This window comes from Echinimonas agarilytica (genome assembly GCF_023703465.1).
In the GTDB taxonomy this organism is placed as follows: domain Bacteria; phylum Pseudomonadota; class Gammaproteobacteria; order Enterobacterales; family Neiellaceae; genus Echinimonas; species Echinimonas agarilytica.
Window position 1 is genome coordinate 374,565 of record NZ_JAMQGP010000001.1, and the last position, 23,859, is coordinate 398,423.

Here is a 23,859-nt window from a genome sequence, read left to right on the forward strand (position 1 = left end):
GTATCATGAATTACAGTCAATATTATCCAGTCGATGTGGTAAACGGGCCCGGTACCCGTGCCACCTTGTTTGTGTCGGGTTGTGAGCACCAATGTAAGGGGTGCTATAACAAGTCAACATGGTCTTGCGATGCCGGACATGAGTTTGATGAGGGAATGGTCAAGCGCATCATTGCTGATTTAAACGACACACGAGTCCGCCGCAGAGGACTGTCTTTGAGCGGAGGCGACCCGTTGCATCCGAACAATGTTGACGCCATTTTATCACTTGTTAAAACGGTTAGAGAGCACTGCTCTGGTAAAGATATTTGGCTTTGGTCAGGGTATGAGGTGGCGCAACTGAATGACAAACAGCGCCAAGTCGTTCGTGAAGTTGATGTGATTATTGATGGGCAATATCGCCGCCAACAGTCGGACCCTTCGCTAAAGTGGCGCGGCAGTAGCAACCAGATTATTTATCATTCACGTTGTGGAGATATGCGCCAAGCCGTTGACTTAATGACCTAATCTATCGCTTTTTCATGACCTGCATAAGGAGTCCTTTCGTGCTTTTATTGCAGGTGTAAACATTTTACCCCTCGCACGTCCCGTTCTTTATCGCGACCGAAATCTCAACCGCCCCCCACTAAATTCACCTGGAATTTAAAAGTATGAGGGGATTAACATAACTCAACTCGAATTGTTGACAATTAACATTGCAGGGTAATAGGTTAAGCCACTACATTTTCGATATTTTGATGACTCATTTCTTACTGTGGTTAGTATCTGAAGAATGAGTCGTCACGAGTCCTTTCAGCACATCAACGTGAGCGAGACCACCTTGTGCCACACATAAAATTCAACCCCCAATTACTATTAACCTGTTCAGCTTTACTGTTCATGGGGTGCCAAGAAGCATCAAAAACAGACCCCGCGCCAGATGCAGCCATCGATGTAAACCTCGCCGCTCAGCCGCTTGAAACTTTGTTTGGTTTTGAAAATGATACCGCTCCCTCTGCGATTCAATTGAATAACGCCAAAGCCTCAATGACCACTGAAGCTTCATCCGTGACGCAAGGCAAACAGGCCCTCCGAATACAATTTTCTTCCAAATCACATGAACACAATGCAGTAGCCATTGTTCCGGAAACCCCGTTCGATTGGAGTGAATTTAAGGACTTTAATTTAGCGTTTGATATTGCAAACCAAGGACAGTATTCCACCTTCTTGTTTGTAAGTATTGAAGATGCGACAGGTCAAACTTCCACCCGCGCGATCAATATTCCCGTGGGGGCAAGTAATACGTACTACAACAAAATGGATGGTCATGATCTGGGTTCTCCAAATCATCAAGAAGATGCCGCTATTGAATTGAATTTAAGCTCAGGTCTTCGCTCAAACCCCGCCACATGGACTGCCGACGATCATCAAATGGTATGGATGTGGGGGACTAAAAACCTTGATCTTTCAGCCATTACCCGCGTTGTATTGCGCACTGAATATAACCTGCACGATACCGAAATTACTTTAGACAACATCCGTCTGATGCCCAATCCTGCTATGAATGATGGATTCTTAGTGGCCATTGTGGACAAATTTGGACAGAACCCTAATGTTGAATTTGCCGAAAAAGTACATTCAGATGAGGAGCTCTTCGCCAAAAAAGACGCTGAAATTGCAGCCTTAAATGGCGGTGCGCTCATGCCTGACCGCTCCACTTTTAGTGGCTGGAAGCAAGGTCCAAAGTTGAATGCAACCGGCTACTTTAGAACTGAGAAAGTGGACGGAAAATGGTGGTTGGTGGATCCCGAAGGTTATCTTTATTTGGCCACGGGTGTAGATATTATCCGCTTAGCTAACTCAACCACTATGACGGGTTACGGCTTTGATGAAGAAACCATTCGAGCACGCGACAGCGAAGATGTAACGCCAGAAGATTCGCAAGGGCTCAATCCAGTTGACAAGGCCGCTCAGCAAACACGCAAGTTGGTATCAAGCACACGCGCGAACATGTTTGAATGGCTGCCTAGTTCATATGACGATCCGCTTGGTAATCATTTCGGTTACCGGCAAGACGTGCACTCAGGCCCGCTCAAAAGCGGAGAGGTATTCAGTTTCTACAGTGCAAACCTCGAGCGCAAATATGGCGAAACATCGCCCCAATCATTCCTACAAGACTGGGAGGATGTGACGATTGATCGCATGCGCAATTGGGGCTTCACCTCATTGGGAAATTGGACAGACCCACGCTTTTACGACACCACCAGAGTGCCATTTTTTGCCAATGGCTGGATCATTGGCGATTTTAAAACAGTGTCTAGCGGATCAGACTTCTGGCATCCATTGCCTGATGTGTTTGACCCCGAGTTTGCCCGCCGCGCCGACGTGACTTTAAAAACCATTGCTGACGAAACGCAAGCATCTCCTTGGTGTGTTGGTGTGTTTATCGACAATGAGAAAAGTTGGGGCCGCGCTGACTCTCGCGCAGCACAGTTAGGGGTGGTCATTCATACCCTCAAGCGCAATGGTCAAGACGTGCCTACCAAAACTGAATTTACCCGTGTAATGACCAACAAGTATGGCGAGATTGCTGCACTGAATGCTGTGTGGAAGACCGACTTTGCTTCTTGGGAAGCCTTCAATCGAGGTGATTTTGACAGCCAACTCAGTGAAGCGCGAGACGCTGACTATAGCCTGCTGCTGACAACCTATGCAGAGCAATATTTCCGCGTTGTTCAAGGTTCGCTTAAAAAACATTTACCCAATCATATGTACTTCGGTGTGCGCTTTGCAGATTGGGGTATGCCCAAAGAAGTCGTCGATGCGTCCGCTAAATATACCGATGTAGTAAGTGTAAATCATTACAAACAAGGGGTGACTGAAGGCAAGTGGGAATTTTTAGAGGAACTGGATAAGCCTGTCATGATTGGTGAGTTTCACTTTGGCGCAACCGACTCCGGGTATTACCACCCAGGTTTGGTTTACGCTGCAGACCAAACCGATCGTGCCCGCATGTATTCGGACTACATGAATTCCGTATTCGATAATAACTATTTCATTGGTGCGCACTGGTTTCAGTACATGGATTCACCACTGACGGGCCGAGCCTTTGATGGTGAAAACTACAATGTTGGCTTCGTTACCGTTGCCGATGTGCCATACGAAGAAATGATCAAAGCTGCCAAAACGCTTCATAGCACCATGTATCAGCGTCGCTATAACCGAAAATAGAGAGAACACACATGACGAGTCATTTTTCACGCCGAGACGCGCTCAAAATATTAGCCGCAGGAGTGGCCTCCACAACAGCAGGCTGCGTGAGTGGTAGCGGCTCTAAATCGACAGCCGAAACTGAGAAGAATTTGGGTTATAAAACCATTCAGGACCAATGGCACAACCGCCACGACCGCGTTTGGTTAGGCGGTGAATATTGGGCCAATCCAATGGAAGATTGGCGAATTAAAAGCGGTGGCGCTGAATGCGTCGACAACGGTGGAAACCGAAGCGTTCATTCACTGACCCATCAGCTTGTTGATCCCAAACAGAGTTTTAAAATTACCGCACGCGCACAACAGCTTGATATTGCGGCTAATGACGGCGGCGCGAGCATTCGCATTGGTGTTCGCAGTGAGCTCAATGAATATCGCAGCAACTGCTTTGCTCTGAATGGTGTTGATGCCGGTGTGGTTGGTAATGAGATCGTGATTGGCGATAAACGCGGCACGCTGAAGCGCAGTGCTGGATCAGACGAAATTGAACTGGTGCTGATAGGAACCCCCCAAGTGGGCAGTTCGTCTTTGCGGTTGGAAGTGCGCCTTGCCAATAGCCAAGAGTTAATTGGTGAATTAGAGCATTTGGTTGCCGCAGAAGATATTGTGGGCAACGTAGCTGTGGTCAGTAATTTCTCAATTCCGGTGATTGAATACGGCGATGACAAACTAACACCGCAAGGGCGCTACCGCTTTGCCGATTGGACACATTCGGGCGCGGCGTTCGCCAGTAAACCTGAACAAAAGTTTGGCCCCATTTTGTGGACCATGTATACCCTGAGTGACTCCCGTTCGGATGAAGGCTTTGTGATGAGCCTTAGTGCGCTAACCGGCCCAATGGGAGCGCAAGATAAGCACACGGTTGAGCTACAAATACAGCGCGATGGAATTTGGCAGTCTCAAGGTGAAGCCCAGCTTGACCCCGATGCATGGACCGCTACTTTTCGAATTGCCAACTGGGATGAAACATTAGAAGCCGATTATCGTGTGGTGTATCGCGAGCAATTAAGTGATGGCACTGAGGCCATTGATGTATACCCCGGTAAAGTCCAAGCCAACCCTGTGGGCCGACCGTTGCGAATGGCTGGCTTAACCTGCCAAAATGACTACGCCTTTCCGTATGAGCCGGTGGCCAATAATGTGGTCAATATGAACCCAGATTTGGTGTTTTTCTCAGGCGATCAGCTTTATGAATCACACGGAGGTTTTGGTGTGGTACGAGCGCCTGCCGGACCCGCCATTCTGAATTATCTGCGCAAGTTTTATCAATTTGGATGGGCGTTCCGCGAAGCGATGCGCAATCAACCCACGATATGCCTGCCAGATGACCATGATGTGCTGCAAGGCAACTTATGGGGGGAAGGCGGTGCGCCAATGCCAGAGCGAGCGATAGCTGAAAACACCATTGATAAAACCGGTGGCTATATCGAACCTATCCGTATGGTTAATGCTGTGCATCTCACCCACACCGCGCACCATATGAAACCGCATGATCCAACGCCTTCATTGCGCGGCATGAGCGTTTACTACGGTGAAATGATTTATGGCGATGTGAGCTTTGCGATTGTTGCCGATCGACAGTGGAAAAGTGGCCCAGAGCACTTAGACATTATTGTGGGAACCTCCGGTAATGACGAAGAGCCCAATGAATTTAACCCCAAATTTGATCGAGAAGATTTGCAATTACTGGGTCAACGGCAAGAGCAGTTCTTAGAGCAGTGGAGCGATGATTGGCGCGGCCACAAACTTAAGGTACTGCTGAGTCAGACTATTTTAGCCAGTTTAGCCACACATCAGTGGAAGGCTGATCATTACCTTAAATATGATTTTGACAGTAACGGTTGGCCTGCAACTGCGCGTAATCGAGCCATTCAGGCGATTAAAAAATCACAAGCACTGCATTTGTGTGGCGATACCCATCTTCCAAGCCTGTCGCAATATGGCATTGAAGCTCAGCGCGATAGTAACTGGGTATTCTGTACGCCTGCCATTGCCGTGGGATGGCAACGCTGGTGGCTGCCCGACAGTGTCGGTTTAAAGCATCAACAGCGCCCAAGCCACGGTCTGCCCAATACCGGTGAGTATTTAGATAGCTTCGGTAACAGAAACTATGTGTATGCCGTAGGAAATCCCATCGTTAGTGAGGCGCGTAATCGCTATGTGCGCGCACATGAAAAAAGCAGTGGTTTTGGCTTTGTGTATATCGACACAGAAGCAAAAACTTACACGCTCGAAGCTTATAAGTTCATGGTCGATGCCACCGACGGAAAGGCTAGTAACCAGTTTGATGGTTGGCCTGTCACCATTCATCAGCGCGAAAACCGTGGTGACAATAAACTTAGCTAAGGAAGGTTTAAAACTCATGCTTGTATGTACACACAAAAAACGGTTGCAGCGCCTGTTCATCGGGGCTGTTACTCTCATCACCGCATCTACATTTGCGGCTGAAAAGCCCTGGAATAATGAACAGCTCAGCTTCGATGCTCGAACTGATGCGCTCATTAGTGCGATGACGCTGGATGAAAAAATCAGCCAACTATCAGATGAGAGTCCTGCCATTGAACGTTTGGGAGTCCCCAAATACAACTGGTGGAATGAAGCGTTGCATGGCGTGGCGCGCAACGGTAAAGCGACGATTTTCCCACAGGTGATTGGCTTAGCAGCCACGTTTGATCCTGAGCTGTCATATCAAATGGCTGATGCGATTTCATCTGAAGCTCGCGCCAAATACAATATTTCTCAAGCCATGGGCAATCGAGAAAAATACACCGGACTGACGTTCTGGAGTCCGAATATCAACATCTTCCGCGATCCACGTTGGGGTCGAGGGCAAGAAACGTTTGGTGAATCACCGTTACTGACCTCCATTATGGCCGATGCCTTTGTTCGGGGGATTCAGGGGGATCATTCCAAGTACTTGAAGGCCGCTGCCGCGGCCAAACATTTTGGTGTGCACTCGGGGCCTGAAGCGCTGCGCCACTCGTTTGATGCAGTGCCAACCCAAAAAGATTTGTATGAAACCTACTTGCCCGCGTTTGAATATTTGATCACCAAATCGAATGTTGCAGGCTTGATGTGTGCTTACAATGCGGTATTCGGAGAGCCTGCTTGTAGCTCTGAATTTTTGCTGACGGAGTTGCTCAAAAAACAATGGCAGTTTAAGGGCTATGTGGTGTCGGATTGCGGAGCGCTATACGACATTCATCATGGTCACAAACAGGTTAAAACTCCAGAGCAGGCGGCGGCGAAGGCGCTCAACGGGGGTGTCAGTCTCAACTGTGGATTTACTTACAATGCCAGCTTAAAACAGGCGGTAGAACAAGGTTTTGCATCCGAGCAAACCATTGATGAGCGTTTAAAAGAATTGTATCTAATTCGCTTTCGTTTAGGTTTCTTTGATGGTGCAGAGGCAAATCCATACAACGCTATTCCCGCATCGGTCATTAACTCTCCAGAGCATCTTGCGTTAGCAAAAGAAGTGGCGACTAAATCGATTGTTCTACTTAAAAATAACAACCACGTGTTGCCGTTGGATAAGAACATCAAGGTGCCTTATGTCACAGGCCCATTCGCTGCATCAAGTGATGTGTTGATGGCCAACTACTATGGTATCTCGGGCAACATGGTGACCATTTTGGAAGGCATTGCCAACAAAGTATCGCAGGGCTCTGCATTGAACTATCGCATGGGGGCATTGCCCTTCAATGACAACAAAAACCCTAAAAACTGGGCACCTTTTGTTGCTAAAACTGCTGATGCCGTGATTGCTGTGGTAGGCATTTCTGCCGACATGGAAGGCGAAGAAGTGGATGCGATTGCTTCTGAGCATAAAGGCGATCGCGTTGACTTGAAGCTGCCACAAAACCAAATCAACTATGTAAAACAATTGGCAGAAAACAAAAAAGGGCCCCTTGTGCTAGTGGTTGCGAGTGGTAGCCCCGTTGCCTTGGGTGAGTTGTATGATTTAGCCGATGCCGTGGTGCAGGTTTGGTATCCAGGTGAGCAGGGCGGCAATGCAGTCGCCGATGTGCTATTTGGCGATGCTAATCCCTCGGGTCACTTACCGCTCACTTTCCCGCATTCAGTTGAGCAACTACCACCGTATGAAGACTACCGCATGCAAGGACGTACCTATAAATTTATGGAACAAGAGCCATTGTTCCCATTCGGTTTTGGGTTGTCGTATGCTGAGTTTGAATATCGTGATCTTAAAATCACTCAGAATGACTCGAGCTACCGTGTTTCGTTTGAAGTGCTTAACGTCAGTAAGCGGGCCGGAAGTGATGTGGCGCAGTTGTATTTAACCCCCATAAATCCAAGCGATGAGGAAGCTAAGTTCCATCTTAAAGGCTTTAAGCGCTTGCAGGTTGAAGCCGGAGATGCCACGCGTCATGAGTTTGTTGTACCACATAGTGCGCTCACACGAATGACCAAAAAGGGTGAGTCAGTAGCGCTTGCTGGTCAATATCGACTTCATGTAGCAAACGCACTCCCTATTCAACGAAGCTTAGAGTTGGGCGCGGCTAAACCTATCAGCCAGGTGATTGAATTCACTCACTAAGAGGTTGACACCCAAGCGGCATGATCGAATTCGTTCGGTCGCGCCGCTTAAGCACGTTAGCCCTCATTGCGGAGAGTCATGTAGAGTGCAATATTTAGGGGCTAGTGTTCATTTGGGCGAGGTGTAAAGCCAATAGACACCCCATTATCAATGAAAAATTGAAACTGTTTTAAGTCTTTTTTGATTGTCGTTGAGCTCATTCACCACTAAATTTATCACCCTAAGTTCGTTTGCTTTGATTGTTCAACTTGAAAGGAATTGCCATGACTCACCCAATTATTCGTGACTTAAATAAGCGTTACACCGCCAAGAAGTATGACGCTAGTAAGCGCATTTCCGATGAAGACATGAAGGTCATTAAAGAGGCGGCTCGCATGTCGGCTTCTTCAATCAATTCGCAGCCTTGGAAGTTTATTGTGGTGGAATCAGACGCAGCAAAGCAGCGCTTTCACAACACATTCGCCAACATGTATCAATTTAATCAGCCGCATGCCAAAGAAGCGTCACACACGATTTTGCTTGCATACGATCCTAAATTTACCCAAGACAAATATGCCAAACGAGTTGACGTTGAAGTGTCTTCGGGACACCTGCCTAAAGAAATGTACGACTCAATGATGGGGGCATACGCTTTTGCTGAGTCGAATACTGACGACACCGGTTATAACGGCAGCTGGACCAAAGCTCAGGTTTATATCGCCTTGGGTAACTTGTTGCACACGTTAGCGCGTTTGGGGATCGATTCAACACCGATGGAAGGGGTTGATCGCGAGCTTATTGGTGAAGAGTTCAAACAAGAATTAGATGGTCATGTATGTGAAGTGGCTTTAGCCATGGGGTACCACTTGCCTGTTGAAGATTACAATCACGGTTTGCCGAAAGCGCGTTTAAGTGTTGATGAGGTCATTACTACGTTGTAACGACCTCATTGAGCTTTGTGAGTCGTCATGAGGTGCGCGGTCTAGGCCGGGCACCTTTTTTTAATGGAGCTGTAAGTTGCTTTAATTCATTCCTCTGCACATCTCGACTCACTCTGTTACCGTCGCATTAATTGGCGCAGCGATATGGAATTGAGATGGTTGTTTTTAAACCACCATTGGGCGTAATGCTCAATTCAAATTGGTGCGTATTAGGGTAGAGTGTATTCAGTCGCTCTTCTGTGTTGCGTAAGCCTACGCCTAAGCCATTGCCCGCTTTAATATGATTGACTTGAATATCACAGCCGGATCCTGTGTCCCATAGTTCTATCAGCAATTGATGCTCATTCACTGAAGCATGAATACCTATGGTGCCACCGTCTTCGTTGACTGCAATAGCGTATTTCATTGAATTTTCGATGATGGGTTGCAGAAGCAAGCTCGGAACCAATGCTTGTTCGGCATTGGGTTCAATATTTAAATCCACATTAAGTCGTTCGCCAAAGCGAGTACTTTCAATATCCAAATAGAGGTTCAGTGCGGCTATTTCCTTTACTAATTGCACTTCGGTATCGGGGTTGTTGTCGAGCGAATAGCGCAAGAAACGGCTGAGCTTGACCGTCATTTCCTGCGCGGTCTCCGACATCTTAGCTTCAACTAAAGAGTTGATGGCATTGAGCGTATTACACAAAAAATGTGGGTTTAGTTGATAGCGAAGCATTTTGATTTGTGCGTCTCGAGCCACGGTCTGGGCTTTCATACGTTTCAACTGCTCTTCGCGAGTTTCGGCCTCTGCTTTAAGAAAATCTCGATGCTCCGATTCAAGTAATTGGTAATAGCGAACGCCATGAAACATGCAGGTCCAACATAAAATAATAAATACGCTGGCATGCAACCAACCGCCAAAATCAGGCCAAATATGTTGTTCTCCGGTCATTAAAATAAAGGTCTGCATACGGATAAGTGTCCACACCAATGACACCACGCTGACCATGAGTAGAATCCAAAAGATGCGCGTCACCGCCGACTTATACCAGAGTTTAAGATAAACCGGATACATGCACAGCGACAGCAATAATCCCAGTACGGCTTGTAGCGCAGTATGAACAATATAAGGCCAGCTCGGCGCACTATACCAAAGCGTCAGCGTGATGAAATTTTCGACACTAAAAAACATCCAAAAACCAGCTTGCCAAGACCAGAATAAAAAAACTGGGTGATTTTTACATGCTTCTTTCACGCGTTGCACCATCGTCGCTTGAGTTAGCATCCGCCGTGGAGGCTGATGATCGGATTGAGTGTTCAAGTCTACGAAGCTCCCATTTATTCATGTACTAAAATATAAAGTGATGGGTGAAGCACGTGGCTTACATCTCACCAAAGGCTGTTCTTGTCGCAATCTGTGACCGAATGTGTGGTGTCAAACCGCCAACTCTTTAAAAACGTTGGAGGTTTGATTGGCCTTAACGGAGCAACATACTTTGATTCAACGACACCGATATTTGTTGAATGAACCCCGTACGTTGGAACAACTGCTGACTGTGTTCAGCACTCAACCTCAGCTCTTGTTGAGACTGTTCAACACCGTTGGCAAAATGCAGAGTGACCGAGGGGGCAGCATTGTCCGTCAAACAATATAGCACCGGCACTTGGCACCAGGTAAATGCTAATTGTTGCTGGGAAACGGTTAGCTTCTGCCATTGCCCAGCTACGTCCAAATAGGTCAATTCGTGGGTCTCTGAATTGAATTCGCAGGCTTGTAGCAGAGCAGGTTGAAATGCCACATGGCCACTTTGAATGCGCAACCCTAACTCGGTAAAGCGAGTTAATACCTCTTCTTTGACCTGACCGGTCATGCCGGGCTGTTGTGCGCCTGCATGCTTTGGAGTGTGTGAGTATGGGTCGGTTGGAAACGCGCCGTAAGCTTGCGGTGTTTTGTTGAAGCCAATTCCTTCGCGAACCCGATAATATAGGTCGCCCAAGCGTGTAATCACTTGAGGATCAGCATTGCCATCAACGGCCTTGAAGAAGTTTTCCATAGTCGCCAGTAACAATTTGGATACCATGTGCCAATAAATACAGCCTAAGCCTTCAAACCCGAACATGCCGCCTGAGCGGCCGGTAAATGCTTTGTGGTGAAACACCTCTTCATAGGTGCAATGAATGGCATCTCGAGCCTCAGCCAATGCTGGAAACTGTTCTAGCATGGCGTTGATTTGTAGATTTAATGCAGCAGCATTGTGAAGGTCGGGGTTAAAGCGATAAACCCCGTGTTCATCGATGGTCAGTAACCGGCTATCACCGGTGTCTAACACCTGTTGTAGCGCCGATATATTGCTCACGATAGATGCCGGCACTGTATTCTTTTGGAAAAAAGACGGAAGTGCCCGATCGGGGTACAGCATGAAGGTATGTTGATCCGCTCGATACACGTCACTATCGAATAACTGATCGAGCATGTTAGCTGCTTGCTCGGCGGCGATTGCACCAGAGCTTAATGCGGCAACTTGACCTTCAAGCATGACGTACAAGTGATCGACATGCGCCGTTTGATGTTCAGCAGACAATAAGTTGTACGCATGATACAAACCGTCGTCGGTTTGGTTATTCGCAATAGTTTGATCCACAATGGTCAGCGCATGGTTGAGCAATGCGCGTATTTCTTGGAGGTTAACTTCAACGGTACCGCTAAAACATTGGGCCTTATAAAGCGTTTGGCGATATTCGCTTGCAGCCTCTCCTAGCTGCTTTAAAATATTAAAACGAAGCGTGTCATCTACTTGCTGGTGGCTTGTTTGAGCCACAGTTTGCTCAAGAATCAACGATGTTTTTGCCAGCCATTGCGCAACTTCTAACGACAGCATAGGGTGTTGTGTTTCATGCTGCAGGAGTTGTTGCATAAAGTTCATGTAGCGGCGCATGTAATATAGTGTGACCATCGACAAGCCTTGGCCGACTAAGGCATTGTTGGCATCGTTCCATTCTGGCCGCTGAGTATTCAGCCAAACCCCCCCATCAATCACCAAATTTCCGAGTTTACTTAACAAGGGCACAAGTAACTTTTCTAGTAAGTTTGTCTGATAAACTTGTCCATTTTTTGTGAGCACTAACTTACCGTCGGCACCAAGCTCTTTGACACGGCGCTCGATCTCTAAGTCAAGCTCGGAATCAAACTCAACTGTGTCTTTTGCGTTCGTCACTATTTCGTCAAAAGGTTTGATTTTATAAGGCACGTTAGCGTAGCTAAAAATGGGTTGGTGAAGCATTTCACTCAATTTTTTGGGGTGGAATTGCTGCGACAATTCCAGCAGCTTCAACAAGTAAATTATTTGATGATCGCCCCAGTAGCCAATGTAGCTCCATGGGTTATCGGGCTCTTCAACCTCCCAATCAATGCCTTCTTTAGTAATACGATAGGGGTTGTAGCCGTCCATAGTGGATGCATTCACAAACTTGGCAATGATGTTCTCGATAAACTCTGGATAGCTGAAACTGAGGGCTTCCCAGTTCTGAAAAATATCTCGCCAATTGCCTTGATAGGAAAGCAGACGATTGCCCTGGTCACCTTTGAGTTGAATCGCAAATTGGTTCCAAGGACGCGATGGATCACCGTGACGACGGCCAAAGGTAATGGGCAAATACTCCATGCATAAACGGAGGAGCTGGAAGTCGTTTTGTTTCGCAACGCGCTGGAGTAAATCGTTAAAGTTAATATGTGCAGGTAGTGATTCAAACAGCTCTCGATTGGCGGCAAATACCGTTTGATTAAAGTGCTGAATCGAACCTGAAAGATCGGCGCTATCAATCTGATATTGATTGTCAAAGATGCCTCCGCGCAACACATTGAAGAGCACGTTGGCGTAGTGGTGAACCGATACATTTTCTTCAGCAGTGACTTGAAAAGCATCGGCAGAAGCCATGATGCGGGCCAATGCATCACTGCCTTGCGCAACAGACTGATGCAAGTTGGATGCGACATGTTGTGGATTTTCCATTTCGGCCATTAATGCCGTGACTTGACGTTGGCTTTGCTCAACATTCGCCACAATTTGCCATGCTTTTGAGCTATTTGCAGCCAGTGTATAGCGGGCGTTGACGAAGTAGGCGCCGCGAATACCGCGAGTATGGTATTCATCGCTGAGAGCTTGATTGTTTTCGAATGTTGCCAGCTGACGGGAGCTTAATAGAGTGGTGAGCTGGTCGGAAGCTTGATCTAACCCCAGTGAAAACACAGTGTTCGCCTTGAGTGACTCATAGGGTTCAGCTTTGTCTGTAATACCCGAAAACAAGGTGAATACGGCAACTCCCGTTTTGGCATCGAGTTCATTCCATTTATAAGCGTCGACCAAATTACTCGAAATTGTTTGCGTATAGCGGGGTGTCCCTGCGGGCAATATGTTCTGCAACCCGTCTATCATTTCCACATTCACATCGCTTGTGGCGTGGTTCATGAGCTCACATTGACGCGAGAATCCGTATGTGTCACTGGAGACCCAGGTATACCTAAACGTCATTTGCAGGGAATGATTCACTTCCTCAAAGCATAGTTTATTGCCCAATGTGTTTTTATAGAGATTGCGCACTATGGCGTAATCTTGCGAATGCTCTTTGCTGAACGGATGCCAAGCATGTGCCGTGCCATCGCGCTGAATTTTGAAGATGGTTTTACTGCCAGTATGTGCAGTGCTGTCGTAAATTTTGTCGACCGGCTCATAAGGGAAAAGAGCTGTTTCAGGAGACACTCGCCCCGCGGTAAGGCCGCCGTTAGAGGCGATAAACAGCCAATGGTCACTGTCCGATATCAGCGTGATGAAAAAAGAGTCCATTTTGTCGGCATGGTGGATGGCGTAAAAACGTTCACCATCAAGAGTGACAAACTTACCGCTTGTCACAGGTTGCTCTGAAGCATTGGTCGTCATAGTCGGTTACTCACTGCGTAATTGTTTTAGGGTGTAAAGCGTGTTGTATGAATTAGGGGGTTACTCGACTGATGCTGCGGGCTTAAAAAGCCGGACATAATCAATTTCCATCCGAGCGGGGAAAATTGCATCGTCAATGGGGCCGCCTGCTTTGCCCCAATCGCCGCCAATAGCAAGGTTCATGACGATATGAAAGGGGTGATCAAAGGGCCATGACTGCCAGCCATTCCCTTCGTTTACGTAGAAAAAATAAGGCACATTATCAAAAAGGATGGTGATGTAACTGGGCGTCCACTCAATGGAATACACGTGAAAATCTTCGGCCACATTCTTACCTTCAATACTGGCTTTTCGTTGTTCCCATTTAATCCAGTAATAATCTAAATTATGTACAGTGCTGTGTATCCGGTTCATGTCGTATCCCACGTGTTCCATGATGTCGATTTCACCCGAGTTAGGCCATGCATCGCATGTCTCACTGCCTTGCCAATCGGCATCGGGCTTGCAACGAGTGGCATACTTAAAGGGGTTGGTTGGCAACATCCAAAGGGCAGACCACGAACCTTGGCCGGAGGCTAATTTGGCGCGAATGTCGGCTCGACCATAGAGTAAATCGCCTTTGTGTGCGCTATTGAGTCGGGCGGATGTGTAGTTCGCGTTGCTATATTTTTCTTTGTGGGCTTCTAGAATGAGCTTGCCATGTTCGACACGGGCATTTTTGAGACGATTGGTGTAAGCCTGATCTTCGTTATTGACCTTACCAGCGGGCCAAATGTCAAAATTCCACTTCTCTGGGTTAGGCGCACCAGCCTGTTCAAACTCGTCTTGCCACACCAGCTTCCATTGCGTGTTCGGCACTTGTTTTTGTCGGATGATGATCGCGTGTAAAACAGGCAAACCAACATGGCCTTTGAGTTCGACCGTCAATATGCCATCGGTGACTTCAATATCGGTAACGGTGCGATCCAGCGATGACAGCGCTTTACCGTCTCGCGCCAGACGCACATCTAAATTTGGAATGACCACTTGTTGTTGTGCTATTACGTCAAACACGCGTTGACCCACGGGGGTATTGGTTGGTTCCGCGAACTTGAAAGTGATGTCGTAAATAGCCGGAGGTAAAGCCACATCAAATGACATATTGCCGAGTCGATATGAGCGATACAGTGCACTGTCTTGCGAGCCTTTAATAGCTGTTGATTGACCGCTCTGGGATTTAGTCTTGAGTGTGTCGGCCTGATAAATAATGCCATCGGTGGCGGTGTATTGGCTGCCCCCAAGGTTTACTGCGTACACAACGTTCTGTTGATAACTATGCTGCGTGTTGTTCAGAGGAACTGGTGTTGCAAACGCCAAGCTGCTGAAGCCAAGAGTCGCCCAAAAGCAAAGACGTGTGACATAAATTTCAATAGGCATGGCTGTAACATTCCCAATCAGCGATTCAATAGAATGAATTGAACAATAATTCAGCCAGTGACAGGTTCAATCGAAACGCGTTAAGCGGGACTCGCCTTGCGGTGAATGCGTTTGTTTAATCCTGAAGTGTGATCCTTCAGCACGATGTAATCGATATGGGGTAGGCGGTGGGCATGTTTGGTGCCCCATTGATGTGAGCGATGAAGGTGATCGGCAATGCAGAGATATTGATCACTTATTGTGGGGGTTTTTCGCTCAACGGGTCTGGCAACAAGGTGAGTTGGGTGTTCGCTCTCTGGATGTATTTAGCTCGTTTTTTTAAGCTTCATGCAACGTGACTAATGAAGAGAATAACTTATGAACCCTAATGCATTAAAGGCTCCGGCAGCGCTTATGCTGGCCGCTACTTTAGGCGCATGTGGCCAACCTAAATTGAGTAGTCTAATGAATCAGACAGCTTCTGCTCAAGCACCTTCAATGAACTACCAAATTGGTGAAACATCGGCCATTTGGGTGACCAGTGAAGCCGGAGACAAAGTACAGCGTACGAACAATATTAGTTTTGATGCAGCAGCGCCGCAATCAGGTGACCATGTATTGAGCATTCATCCTGATCAGGTCAAACAAACTATCACCGGTATTGGATCGTCATTTACCGAATCATCGGCTTTCGTCTTAGCGCATTTAACGCCGAAGCAGCGAGAGCAAGTGATGATGGATATTTATGGTGAATCAGGGGCGAACTTCTCACTGACTCGAACGCCGATAGGCGCGACCGACTTCTCAGTGCAAGGCCGCTACTCCTATGCCGATGTTGCAGATGATGCAGACTTAGAGCATTTCTCTATTGGGCCTGACCGTGACGGTTTTAGTCGTTCTAAGTATTCGGGCATTCAAGATGAATCATTTGATGTATTGCCTATGATTCAGCAAGCCTTAGCAATTAAGCAATCTCAAGCCGACAAAGATTTGCGCATTGTGGCATCGGCGTGGACGGCTCCGGCTTGGATGAAAGATATTGAAACTTGGTATATCAAGCCAACGGCCGAGAATAATCATCAAGGCACCGGAGGCATACTCAAACCTGAATATGAAGCCACTTACGCCAATTATATTGTGAAGTACCTTGATGCTTACCACCAAGCGGGGGTTGATATTTGGGGGCTGACACCAGTCAATGAGCCTCATGGCAACAGTGGCCAATGGGAAAGCATGCACTTTACCCCTGAAACTCAGAGAGACTTTATTAAAGAACATTTAGGACCCACGCTTAAAGCAAGCGCTCACGGTGACATTAATTTACTGATTTATGACCAAAACCGAGATGGTTTTGAAGCCTGGGCGGACACCATTTTGGGCGATGCTGAAAGCGCTGACTATGTCTATGGGTCGGCGGTGCATTGGTATTCCAGTACCTTCAAAGTGCATGAAGATATATTGGAGCGGGTGCATCAAAAATTTCCTAAATTCGACATTATCCATACCGAAGGAACCATTGATGATCTAGGGAAGCCGGCCCCAGAAGGTGTGTTAGATCCAGACGGATTTACTGAAACCGGATGGTTTGCCAATGACGATTTTTGGTGGAATCAAAACGCGACGGATTGGGCTTATACCGCAACTTGGGCACCGTCTCCCGAAGATCATCCCATGTATACGCCCGTGCATCGCTACGCGCGTAATATTATTGTGAGTTTGAACCATTGGATGAGTGGTTGGATTGACTGGAATGTCGTGCTAGATGCAAATGGCGGTCCCAATCATGTGGGTAATTTTTGTGGGGCGCCAATCATGATAGATACCGACAGTGGCGAAATTTATTACACCCCTGTGTATCACATTCTTAAACAATTTAGCCAAACCATTCGTCCCGGTGACAAAGCTGTCCAAGCGAACAAAACGCTGGTGAATCTAGACGATGATGCACTCCATACCAGTGCAACCTTGAGTACCAGTGGATTATTGAGTGTTCAAGTGTTGAATACAACGAAGCAAGCCATTGCCACCAAACTTAAAGTAGGCCTTCAGCAGGCAAACTTAACCGTTCCAGCAAATTCACTTCAAACTGTGCAATTACAACTGCCGCAATAACCGCTTTAGAGGGTGATCTAGGTCACCCTCGAATCCACTTCATCGCACCATACAAACTTCCTGCCGCGTTGGCGTTGTTGCCACACTTTATTTCCGTATTTTTGGCTATTCAGTCGAATGCAATTATGCCGTTGCACTCGGGATTTTAAGTCTTTATCAAGAGCAAGCGGAACTATGAGCAACGCAGAGCATTTCGAAACGGCCGCAGGTGACAAAATTTCTTTCCTTCAAAAGTTTATCTATGGACTGGGATCATTCGTGAACAGTCTATTGGGCGCTGCGATTGGCGGCATGGTGATAGTGCTGAACCTAGGTTTAGGCATGAACCCGGCACTCGTGGGGTTGGTGAGTGCTTTGCCACGCTTAACCGACGCAATCACCGACCCCTTAGTGGGATACATTTCTGATCAAACTCGTTCGCGGTGGGGAAGGCGGCGTCCATACATCTTCGGGGGGGCAATTCTTACAGGTATCATTTTTGCGCTGTTATGGCAGCTTCCGCATGGGCAAAGCGAAGATTTTTACTTCTGGTTTTTTCTCGTCGGATCGTTGGTGTTTTATTTTGCATATACCCTATTTGCAACCCCTTGGGTTGCGTTGGGGTACGAGCTAACTCCCGACTACCATGAACGAACTCGCTTGATGGCGGTGCAAAATTTCATGGGGCAGATGGCTTACTTAGTGTCGCCGTGGTTTTTATGGTTTATGCAAAATGACGGTTTGTTTGACAACATGGTGGATGGTGCAGCCTGGTTGGCCATGATCATTGGTGCCTTTACTATCTTTGTTGGTGTATTGCCCGCCATTTTCTTAAAAGAACCGTATCTAAATACCATTCGCAGCGACGCTCAAGACACGGATACTCAGAGCTTTAATGGCGGTGTAAGAGGTTTTTTTGAGGGTTTCTTGCTCACGATTAAATTCAAGCCATTCTTGTGTTTATGTGCCGCTACGTTTTTGGTGTTTAACGGCTTTATGCTGGTGGCTTCGTTTCAAACCTACGTCATTATTTACTATGTATTCGGTGGCGATCAGTCTCTGGGGGCTGAATACGCAGGTTGGGCTGGCACGGTATCGGCAATCGCAACGTTCTGCATTATTGTGGTGATCAGTAAAATATCCATCTCAATGGGTAAGCGAAAAGCGTTTTTCTTGGCCACTGGTATGTCCGTTTTTGGATATGGTTTGAAGTGGTTTTGTTATCACCCTGAATACCCATTGTTACTCTTGCTTCCAGTGCCATTTTACGCTTGTGGTATTGGCAGTTTATTTACCCTGATGGGGTCTATGATTGCCGATGTATGCGACCTGGACGAAATCGAAACTAATGAACGTCGAGAAGGTATGTTTGGCTCTATTTTTTGGTGGGTTGTGAAGTTGGGTATGGCAATAGCACTCGCCGCGGGTGGATTCTTGCTGAATGCAACCGGCTTTGATGTCGAGCTGGGCAGTGCGCAATCGGATGACACTCTATTTTGGATGCGACTGATTGATGTGCTAGTCCCTATGGTGTGTTCAACGTTGGCGATATGGATGATTTATCATTACCCCATTACTGAAGATATTGCACATCAAGTTCGGTTAAAATTAGAGCGCCGACGAGGAAAGATGGGTATAGCTGAATCCAGCTCTCAGACCTAATCATCAGTGCTGAAGAAGTGCGATCACACTCTCATTTGATTCAAACCCTCAATGAAATTTGAGAGTGTGTTATTACACTCATCCTGAGGTGTCATCGTTGATGAGCCCTCTCTGATTTATTATGGCGGTGAATGATACTTATGACTCGACTCCGAACGTTGATTGTGGACGACGAACCTTTAGCAATTAGCCTTTTAAAGTCTAAGCTGAGCACGATTCCTGAAATCGAGATTATAGGTGACTGCAAAAATGGCCGAGAAGCCATCAAAGCGGCGATGGATCTCACGCCCGACCTGATGTTTTTGGATATTCAAATGCCAGGTTTAAACGGCTTTGATGTGGTTAAACGACTGCAAAATGACAGTTCTCCTTTGGTGATATTTACCACCGCATATGAACAGTATGCGCTGGATGCTTTTGAAGTGCATGCCGTGGATTACATTCTCAAACCATTGGATTTAGAACGCATTGAACTGGCAGTAAAACGCGCGATGGCTAGGCTCAATGAAGGCCCCATGGGTGACGAGAAGTCCCGTGTGATACAAGCAATTCATGACATTAATGAATGCGAGCAGTCGCATTTAGAGGAGCCGGAATCGCCGCTCAGTGAGAATATTGATCGCAAGGTAGTGATTCGTGACCGAGAAGAGATCACCTTACTTAACCAAGAAGAAATTGAATGGATTGATGCTGCAGGAGATTATTGCTGTATTCATGTGGCAGGTGAGACTCATATTAAACGCACGACCTTAAAAGAGTTGGAACAAGAGCTGGACCCAGAAATCTTCAAACGCGTTCACCGTTCTACAATTGTGAACCTCAATTGTATTTTAAAAGTGATTCCGCACACCAAAGGCGAATTCTTCTTACAGCTAGGAGAGTTTGACCGAATCAAGGTGAGTCGTAGTTATAAAGACGTGATCAAGTCGTACTTAACCGCTATGGAGTAGTTAGCGCAGTGCCGTATGCGTTTCACATACGGCATTGTGGACTCGCCTACAGAGCTATTATTTTACTTCAAGCGTGTGTTGCATAGCTTGCTTGGGTTGTCGTTTCACATTAAATAATCCCCAGTGCTTTTCGGCACCGTCAGCCTTTGTAGGATCGCCTTTCCACGGCTCATCAAATGCTTCGAAAAAGAAAAACGTCATATTGTTGGCCTTGGCCCATTCCGATACTTCCGCATAGTAACGCGCTTGAGCAGCTTCATTGGCCTGTACTGGAAACTCGCGGGCGGTGGTCGCCCAACCGGCTTCGAGCACAGCAATGGGCTTGTGGGGCAGAGCTTGCTGCACGGCGGCAATATTGTCGACTGTGTATGCGATCGCTTGCTCAATGGTTTTGTGTTCCCACATGGGGTAGGTATGTACGCCAATAAAATCTAATTCTTTGGCAAGTACTGCACCGTGTTTAATCCACCACTCGTAATTGTCGGCCACGGTAATAGGTTGCGTCGTGGCAGCTTTGACTTGTCGAACATATTGGACAACCGATGCCACAGGTACCATATGGTCATTCCAACTGACGAGGGCTTCATTGCCTACATTCACCGCAATGACAATATCGGGAAATTCATTCGCTAAACTGATACTGCGTTGAATTTCCGCCTTATTCTTTAGCATGTTGTGTTGCAGTTCGCCCTCGGGGATGGGGGCATCAAGCCAAGCACATCCTTCATGATTACTGACTTCGGCGTCTAGCCAAATGCCAAGCAATACTTTGATGGGGATTTGGTGCTGCTGAATGATACGAAGTGTGGCGGCGCTATTGTCGCCTGAATCATATAATCGAATGAGTTCAAAGCCGTGGCGTTGCAGAATCTGTAAATCTTCCAGTATCTCTGTATCGCTTGGGTTCACGGCTCCGCTACCACGATCGGGGTGCTGACCTTCGCGAAAGCCAGAATAAGCCACCGCCATCGTCTGTTGAGCGAGTAACTCATGAGATTGTTGCATAGGCGCAGTGAGTGCGGGAAGCGCGGCGAGTGTCAGAATTAGCGCAATTGCGGTCATCATATTCATTGTTTATATCATCTCAAACCTGAAACCAAAAAAGGCGAGTGTCAGCTCCGACAATCGTTGCTGACATTCGCCAAACATTGGGGAGTCAATGTTTTACTTAAAGCTATATCGGGCGCCTATGGCATAACGAGGACCGTACTGGCGAGCAAATAAGAATTGCTCTTCGTAACGTCCGTACCCTTGCTCTGTTTCATCATTTAAATTGATGCCTTCGAAGAACACGGTGAAGTCTTCGTTAATGTCATAATTTACGCTCAAATCGAGTTGTCCAAATTCTTTGGCGTATTGCGGTGGTGCATCTGAAGAACCTTGATCTTGACCTACACCAATGAGGTAGTCGTCGCGCCATGAATAGGTTGTTTTCACTGACAGACCATGTTTTTCGTAGAACAACTGGAGGTTGGCAGAGTCACTGATACCTACGAGTGGAGCCTGTTGTTCAAGGCTTTCAGTATCAAAGTCAACATCACCATCAACAAAGGTGGCATTGGCACCAAAGCCAAAACCGCTGTCCCCAAAGAAATGCTGCACCGCAATTTCAAATCCATCTACAGTTTTGGTGTCGCTGTTAAAAGGCCTTGAAATATCCCAAACAATCAACGGGTCGTCAGATGTTGGACGAATGGGATCCAATTCACCGAGCCCCAAGTTTGATTTCATTTGATCGAAGATAGCTGTACTGGTGGCTTGATCTCCACGAGCCTCGATATCTGCGACGGCTTGGTTGTAACGCGGCCCTTCATAAATGTCGTGCAGCCCATCAATTTCTTTTTTAACAATTTCAGTGGCGATGAAGTTGTCGACCTTTTTCTTGAAGTAGCCAACAGATGCATAGCTGCCTTCTTCGTAATAGTACTCAATCGACAGGTCGATATTGTTCGACTTAAATGGTTGTAAATTGGTGTTCCCTTCACTGCCACTTCGTGCGCCCACTTTTGGACTTCCCGTAAGGCTTCGACCACCGGCCAAGTTGCTCAAAGGAGCGCGTGAAATCGATTTCCCCCACGACGCCCGTGCCACAAGATCATCGGTAATATCGAGCTTCAAATCGATCATTGGTAAGAACACGCTGTGGTCGCCTTCGAAGGTTGCGAAGTTATCATCCCCTCCTTGTTCGTTTACCATAATCCATTCCGAAGCACCGGCCCATTGCACTTCCTCTGGCACCGCTTGACGCACCACACTGGTCACATCGGTTTGTTCGTAGCGGGCACCGGCATTCATCGACAAAATATAGTCACCTAACTCCCATTCCCAAGCAGTTTGAAGGTATACGCTGCTCGTTTCTTCTTGAACCGATTGCTGACTGTCGATGCCATCAAAATATGGGTCGACGGCGTAGTAGTTATCGCCCAATAGATCTTCAGTGAGCATCGCTTGCTGGCGAGCAACAGCTTCGTCAAAGTCGAAGGTATAGTAGTAATTGGGTTGCAGACTGCTGCCACCGCCACTGAATGCATCTAGTAAGCCGCTGGTGGATTGGCGTGTGAACATCACATCGGGAAAGACAGATGTGAAGCTTGGATTAAATCCTGGCCCACCTCGCAGTCCACTCCATGCAGTCCAACCGCTCATCTCTTGGTCAGTGTAAGCGGCACCGACATCAACCCGAATCAGGCCAACACTTAAATCGCCTGTCCATGAGCCGTCGAGTTGAAACTGCTCAATGGTTGATTCGCCTGGGCTGTGAATGAACTGGCTGAAGTTCGAGTCAATTTCTCCGGGCGCTAGCTCGGTTGTACCATTGCTCCAATAAATCTGAGCATGCGGAATTTCACCGGTGCGGTAGTCATATATTTTGCTATCGAGTTGGTCCGAACCCAAAATAACTTGGCCATAGCCGCCCAATTGGCTGTCGGCACCATTATCGACCTCATTGCTGGAGTCGTGATAATCGAAGGCTAAGCTGTATTCATCGTTAATGGCCCAGTCGAGGTTGAAACCGAGTGATTTGGCTTCTACTTCAGTGGTGCTTTTGCTGGCGGTAAATGACCCGTCATTGCCAGAAATGTCGGCGTAGATGGCCGTGCCGTTTGCATCAAGCTCGTAAGCATTGATGTTACTGCCAAAGTCATTCCAAATCCCCCAGCCTGACTCTTCTTCAGCGGTGGAGGACTTCGTCATGGTGTAGTCAATTGTGGCGACTAAGCTGTCGAATGGAGCGTATTGAAGCACAACCTGACCATTGGTTTTTGTGCGTTCTACATCACGAATGCTGTAGTTCATATCCTTCGGGAAGAAGTGATTGCCCACGCGATTGCCATCGGCGTCGATAGTACGAGGATCAACCACCGACGCGGCATCTAAGTCGGGCAGGTCAACATTGGCTTGCCAGCCTTGAATATTGGCGGTTTGTTGACGGAAATCACGACGTTGATCTGAAAACGTCAAGCCTATCCCAAAAGTTTCATCCATGAAGGTGTTGCTATACATGGCTGACACTTCTGGAGTGATGTCATCGCCTGTCTCTACTGACGAATCATGGATGCCCTTGGCCATTACCGAAAACTGTTGGCCTGGAGCGCCAAAAGGCTTGGATGTGACGATGTTTACGGTTGCCCCTAGACCTCCGCTTGGGAGCTCTGCTCGTGCCGTTTTGTAGACTTCTAAGGCATTCACACCTTCGGGAGATAAGTTGGATAAATCGTATGAGCGCGTGTTGCCTGTGCCTGGCATTTGACGGCCATTGAGCGTCACCAAGTTAAACTCAGGACCAAATCCTCGCGCCGTAATTTCACTGCCCTCGCCATTGGTTCGGCTGACAGAAATACCTGTGATCCGACCTAATGATTCGGCCAAGTTTGTATCTGGAAATTTACCGATGTCTTCGGCTGAAATCCCATCTACAACACCGAAATTTTCACGTTTCATATCGCTGGCACGCATGTAGCTGCCGCGGATCCCTTTGACTTGAATGATTTCCAGATCTTTTTCGGCAAGTGCTTGTTCCTGAGCAAATGCTGGTGCTGCTGCGCCCGACCCGAGTAATAGTGAAATCGCAAGTGTCAGACGAGTCTTTTTGAAAGTTAAATTTTTCATAACTGCC

General features: G+C 47.3%; 13 protein-coding genes. 8 read left to right on the plus strand and 5 right to left on the minus strand.

Annotated features, from left to right (window positions below):
- Positions 1–5: 5 nt before the first annotated feature.
- The 5 genes from nrdG to NAF29_RS01610 all read left to right on the plus strand — a co-directional run bounded on the left by nrdG (position 6) and on the right by NAF29_RS01610 (position 8,728).
- A complete protein-coding gene (gene nrdG, locus NAF29_RS01590; RefSeq protein WP_251259732.1) occupies positions 6–506 on the plus strand; it encodes an anaerobic ribonucleoside-triphosphate reductase-activating protein in 501 nt (166 codons plus the stop codon).
- Between the two features lie 315 nt (positions 507–821).
- On the plus strand, positions 822–3,209 hold the full coding sequence (locus tag NAF29_RS01595; RefSeq protein ID WP_251259733.1) for an agarase: 2,388 nt from the start codon (positions 822–824) through the stop codon (positions 3,207–3,209).
- An 11-nt stretch (positions 3,210–3,220) separates the two neighbouring features.
- Positions 3,221–5,593: an alkaline phosphatase D family protein gene (locus NAF29_RS01600; protein ID WP_251259734.1), complete on the plus strand. Its 2,373-nt coding sequence runs from the start codon at positions 3,221–3,223 to the stop codon at positions 5,591–5,593.
- A 16-nt stretch (positions 5,594–5,609) separates the two neighbouring features.
- Positions 5,610–7,808, plus strand: coding sequence for a glycoside hydrolase family 3 C-terminal domain-containing protein (locus NAF29_RS01605; RefSeq protein WP_251259735.1), 2,199 nt, complete (start codon positions 5,610–5,612; stop codon positions 7,806–7,808).
- Between the two features lie 263 nt (positions 7,809–8,071).
- Positions 8,072–8,728 carry a nitroreductase family protein gene (locus NAF29_RS01610; RefSeq protein ID WP_251259736.1) on the plus strand — a complete coding sequence of 219 codons (657 nt, stop codon included), beginning with the start codon at positions 8,072–8,074 and terminating at the stop codon, positions 8,726–8,728.
- A 127-nt stretch (positions 8,729–8,855) separates the two neighbouring features.
- Here NAF29_RS01610 and NAF29_RS01615 read toward each other — a convergent pair whose 3' ends face one another.
- From NAF29_RS01615 to NAF29_RS01625, 3 genes are all read right to left on the minus strand, one after another.
- Positions 8,856–10,031, minus strand: coding sequence for a sensor histidine kinase (locus tag NAF29_RS01615; RefSeq protein WP_251259737.1), 1,176 nt, complete (start codon positions 10,029–10,031; stop codon positions 8,856–8,858).
- A gap of 157 nt (positions 10,032–10,188) precedes the next feature.
- Positions 10,189–13,644, minus strand: coding sequence for a 1,3-beta-D-glucan phosphorylase, GH149 family (locus NAF29_RS01620; protein WP_251259738.1), 3,456 nt, complete (start codon positions 13,642–13,644; stop codon positions 10,189–10,191).
- A gap of 60 nt (positions 13,645–13,704) precedes the next feature.
- Complete coding sequence (locus tag NAF29_RS01625) at positions 13,705–15,060, minus strand: family 16 glycosylhydrolase (protein WP_251259739.1); 1,356 nt, start codon at positions 15,058–15,060, stop codon at positions 13,705–13,707.
- A gap of 357 nt (positions 15,061–15,417) precedes the next feature.
- On the opposite strand from NAF29_RS01625, the gene NAF29_RS01630 reads away from it, so the two are divergent.
- The 3 genes from NAF29_RS01630 to NAF29_RS01640 all read left to right on the plus strand — a co-directional run bounded on the left by NAF29_RS01630 (position 15,418) and on the right by NAF29_RS01640 (position 19,742).
- Complete coding sequence (locus NAF29_RS01630) at positions 15,418–17,151, plus strand: glycoside hydrolase family 30 protein (RefSeq protein WP_251259740.1); 1,734 nt, start codon at positions 15,418–15,420, stop codon at positions 17,149–17,151.
- Positions 17,152–17,325: 174 nt separating this feature from the next.
- Positions 17,326–18,792 (plus strand): MFS transporter, encoded by a 1,467-nt coding sequence (locus NAF29_RS01635; protein WP_285817533.1) that lies wholly within the window; start codon positions 17,326–17,328, stop codon positions 18,790–18,792.
- 140 nt (positions 18,793–18,932) lie between these two features.
- Complete coding sequence (locus NAF29_RS01640) at positions 18,933–19,742, plus strand: LytR/AlgR family response regulator transcription factor (RefSeq protein ID WP_251259742.1); 810 nt, start codon at positions 18,933–18,935, stop codon at positions 19,740–19,742.
- 57 nt (positions 19,743–19,799) lie between these two features.
- On the opposite strand, the gene NAF29_RS01645 is transcribed toward NAF29_RS01640, so the two are convergent.
- Both NAF29_RS01645 and NAF29_RS01650 read right to left on the minus strand, forming a co-directional pair.
- Positions 19,800–20,813 (minus strand): glycoside hydrolase family 17 protein, encoded by a 1,014-nt coding sequence (locus tag NAF29_RS01645; RefSeq protein WP_251259743.1) that lies wholly within the window; start codon positions 20,811–20,813, stop codon positions 19,800–19,802.
- A gap of 93 nt (positions 20,814–20,906) precedes the next feature.
- On the minus strand, positions 20,907–23,852 hold the full coding sequence (locus NAF29_RS01650) for a TonB-dependent receptor (protein ID WP_251259744.1): 2,946 nt from the start codon (positions 23,850–23,852) through the stop codon (positions 20,907–20,909).
- Positions 23,853–23,859: the final 7 nt, after the last annotated feature.

What these genes read in the sequence shown, in the direction of transcription:
- nrdG (WP_251259732.1), top strand. Translation starts at nt 6, where the DNA reads ATGAATTACAGTCAATATTATCCAGTCGATGTGGTAAACGGGCCCGGT.
- NAF29_RS01625 (WP_251259739.1), bottom strand. Translation starts at nt 15,060, where the DNA reads ATGCCTATTGAAATTTATGTCACACGTCTTTGCTTTTGGGCGACTCTT.
- NAF29_RS01630 (WP_251259740.1), top strand. Translation starts at nt 15,418, where the DNA reads ATGAACCCTAATGCATTAAAGGCTCCGGCAGCGCTTATGCTGGCCGCT.
- NAF29_RS01605 (WP_251259735.1), top strand. Translation starts at nt 5,610, where the DNA reads ATGCTTGTATGTACACACAAAAAACGGTTGCAGCGCCTGTTCATCGGG.
- NAF29_RS01640 (WP_251259742.1), top strand. Translation starts at nt 18,933, where the DNA reads ATGACTCGACTCCGAACGTTGATTGTGGACGACGAACCTTTAGCAATT.
- NAF29_RS01610 (WP_251259736.1), top strand. Translation starts at nt 8,072, where the DNA reads ATGACTCACCCAATTATTCGTGACTTAAATAAGCGTTACACCGCCAAG.
- NAF29_RS01650 (WP_251259744.1), bottom strand. Translation starts at nt 23,852, where the DNA reads ATGAAAAATTTAACTTTCAAAAAGACTCGTCTGACACTTGCGATTTCA.
- NAF29_RS01635 (WP_285817533.1), top strand. Translation starts at nt 17,326, where the DNA reads ATGAGCAACGCAGAGCATTTCGAAACGGCCGCAGGTGACAAAATTTCT.
- NAF29_RS01600 (WP_251259734.1), top strand. Translation starts at nt 3,221, where the DNA reads ATGACGAGTCATTTTTCACGCCGAGACGCGCTCAAAATATTAGCCGCA.
- NAF29_RS01620 (WP_251259738.1), bottom strand. Translation starts at nt 13,644, where the DNA reads ATGACGACCAATGCTTCAGAGCAACCTGTGACAAGCGGTAAGTTTGTC.
- NAF29_RS01645 (WP_251259743.1), bottom strand. Translation starts at nt 20,813, where the DNA reads ATGAATATGATGACCGCAATTGCGCTAATTCTGACACTCGCCGCGCTT.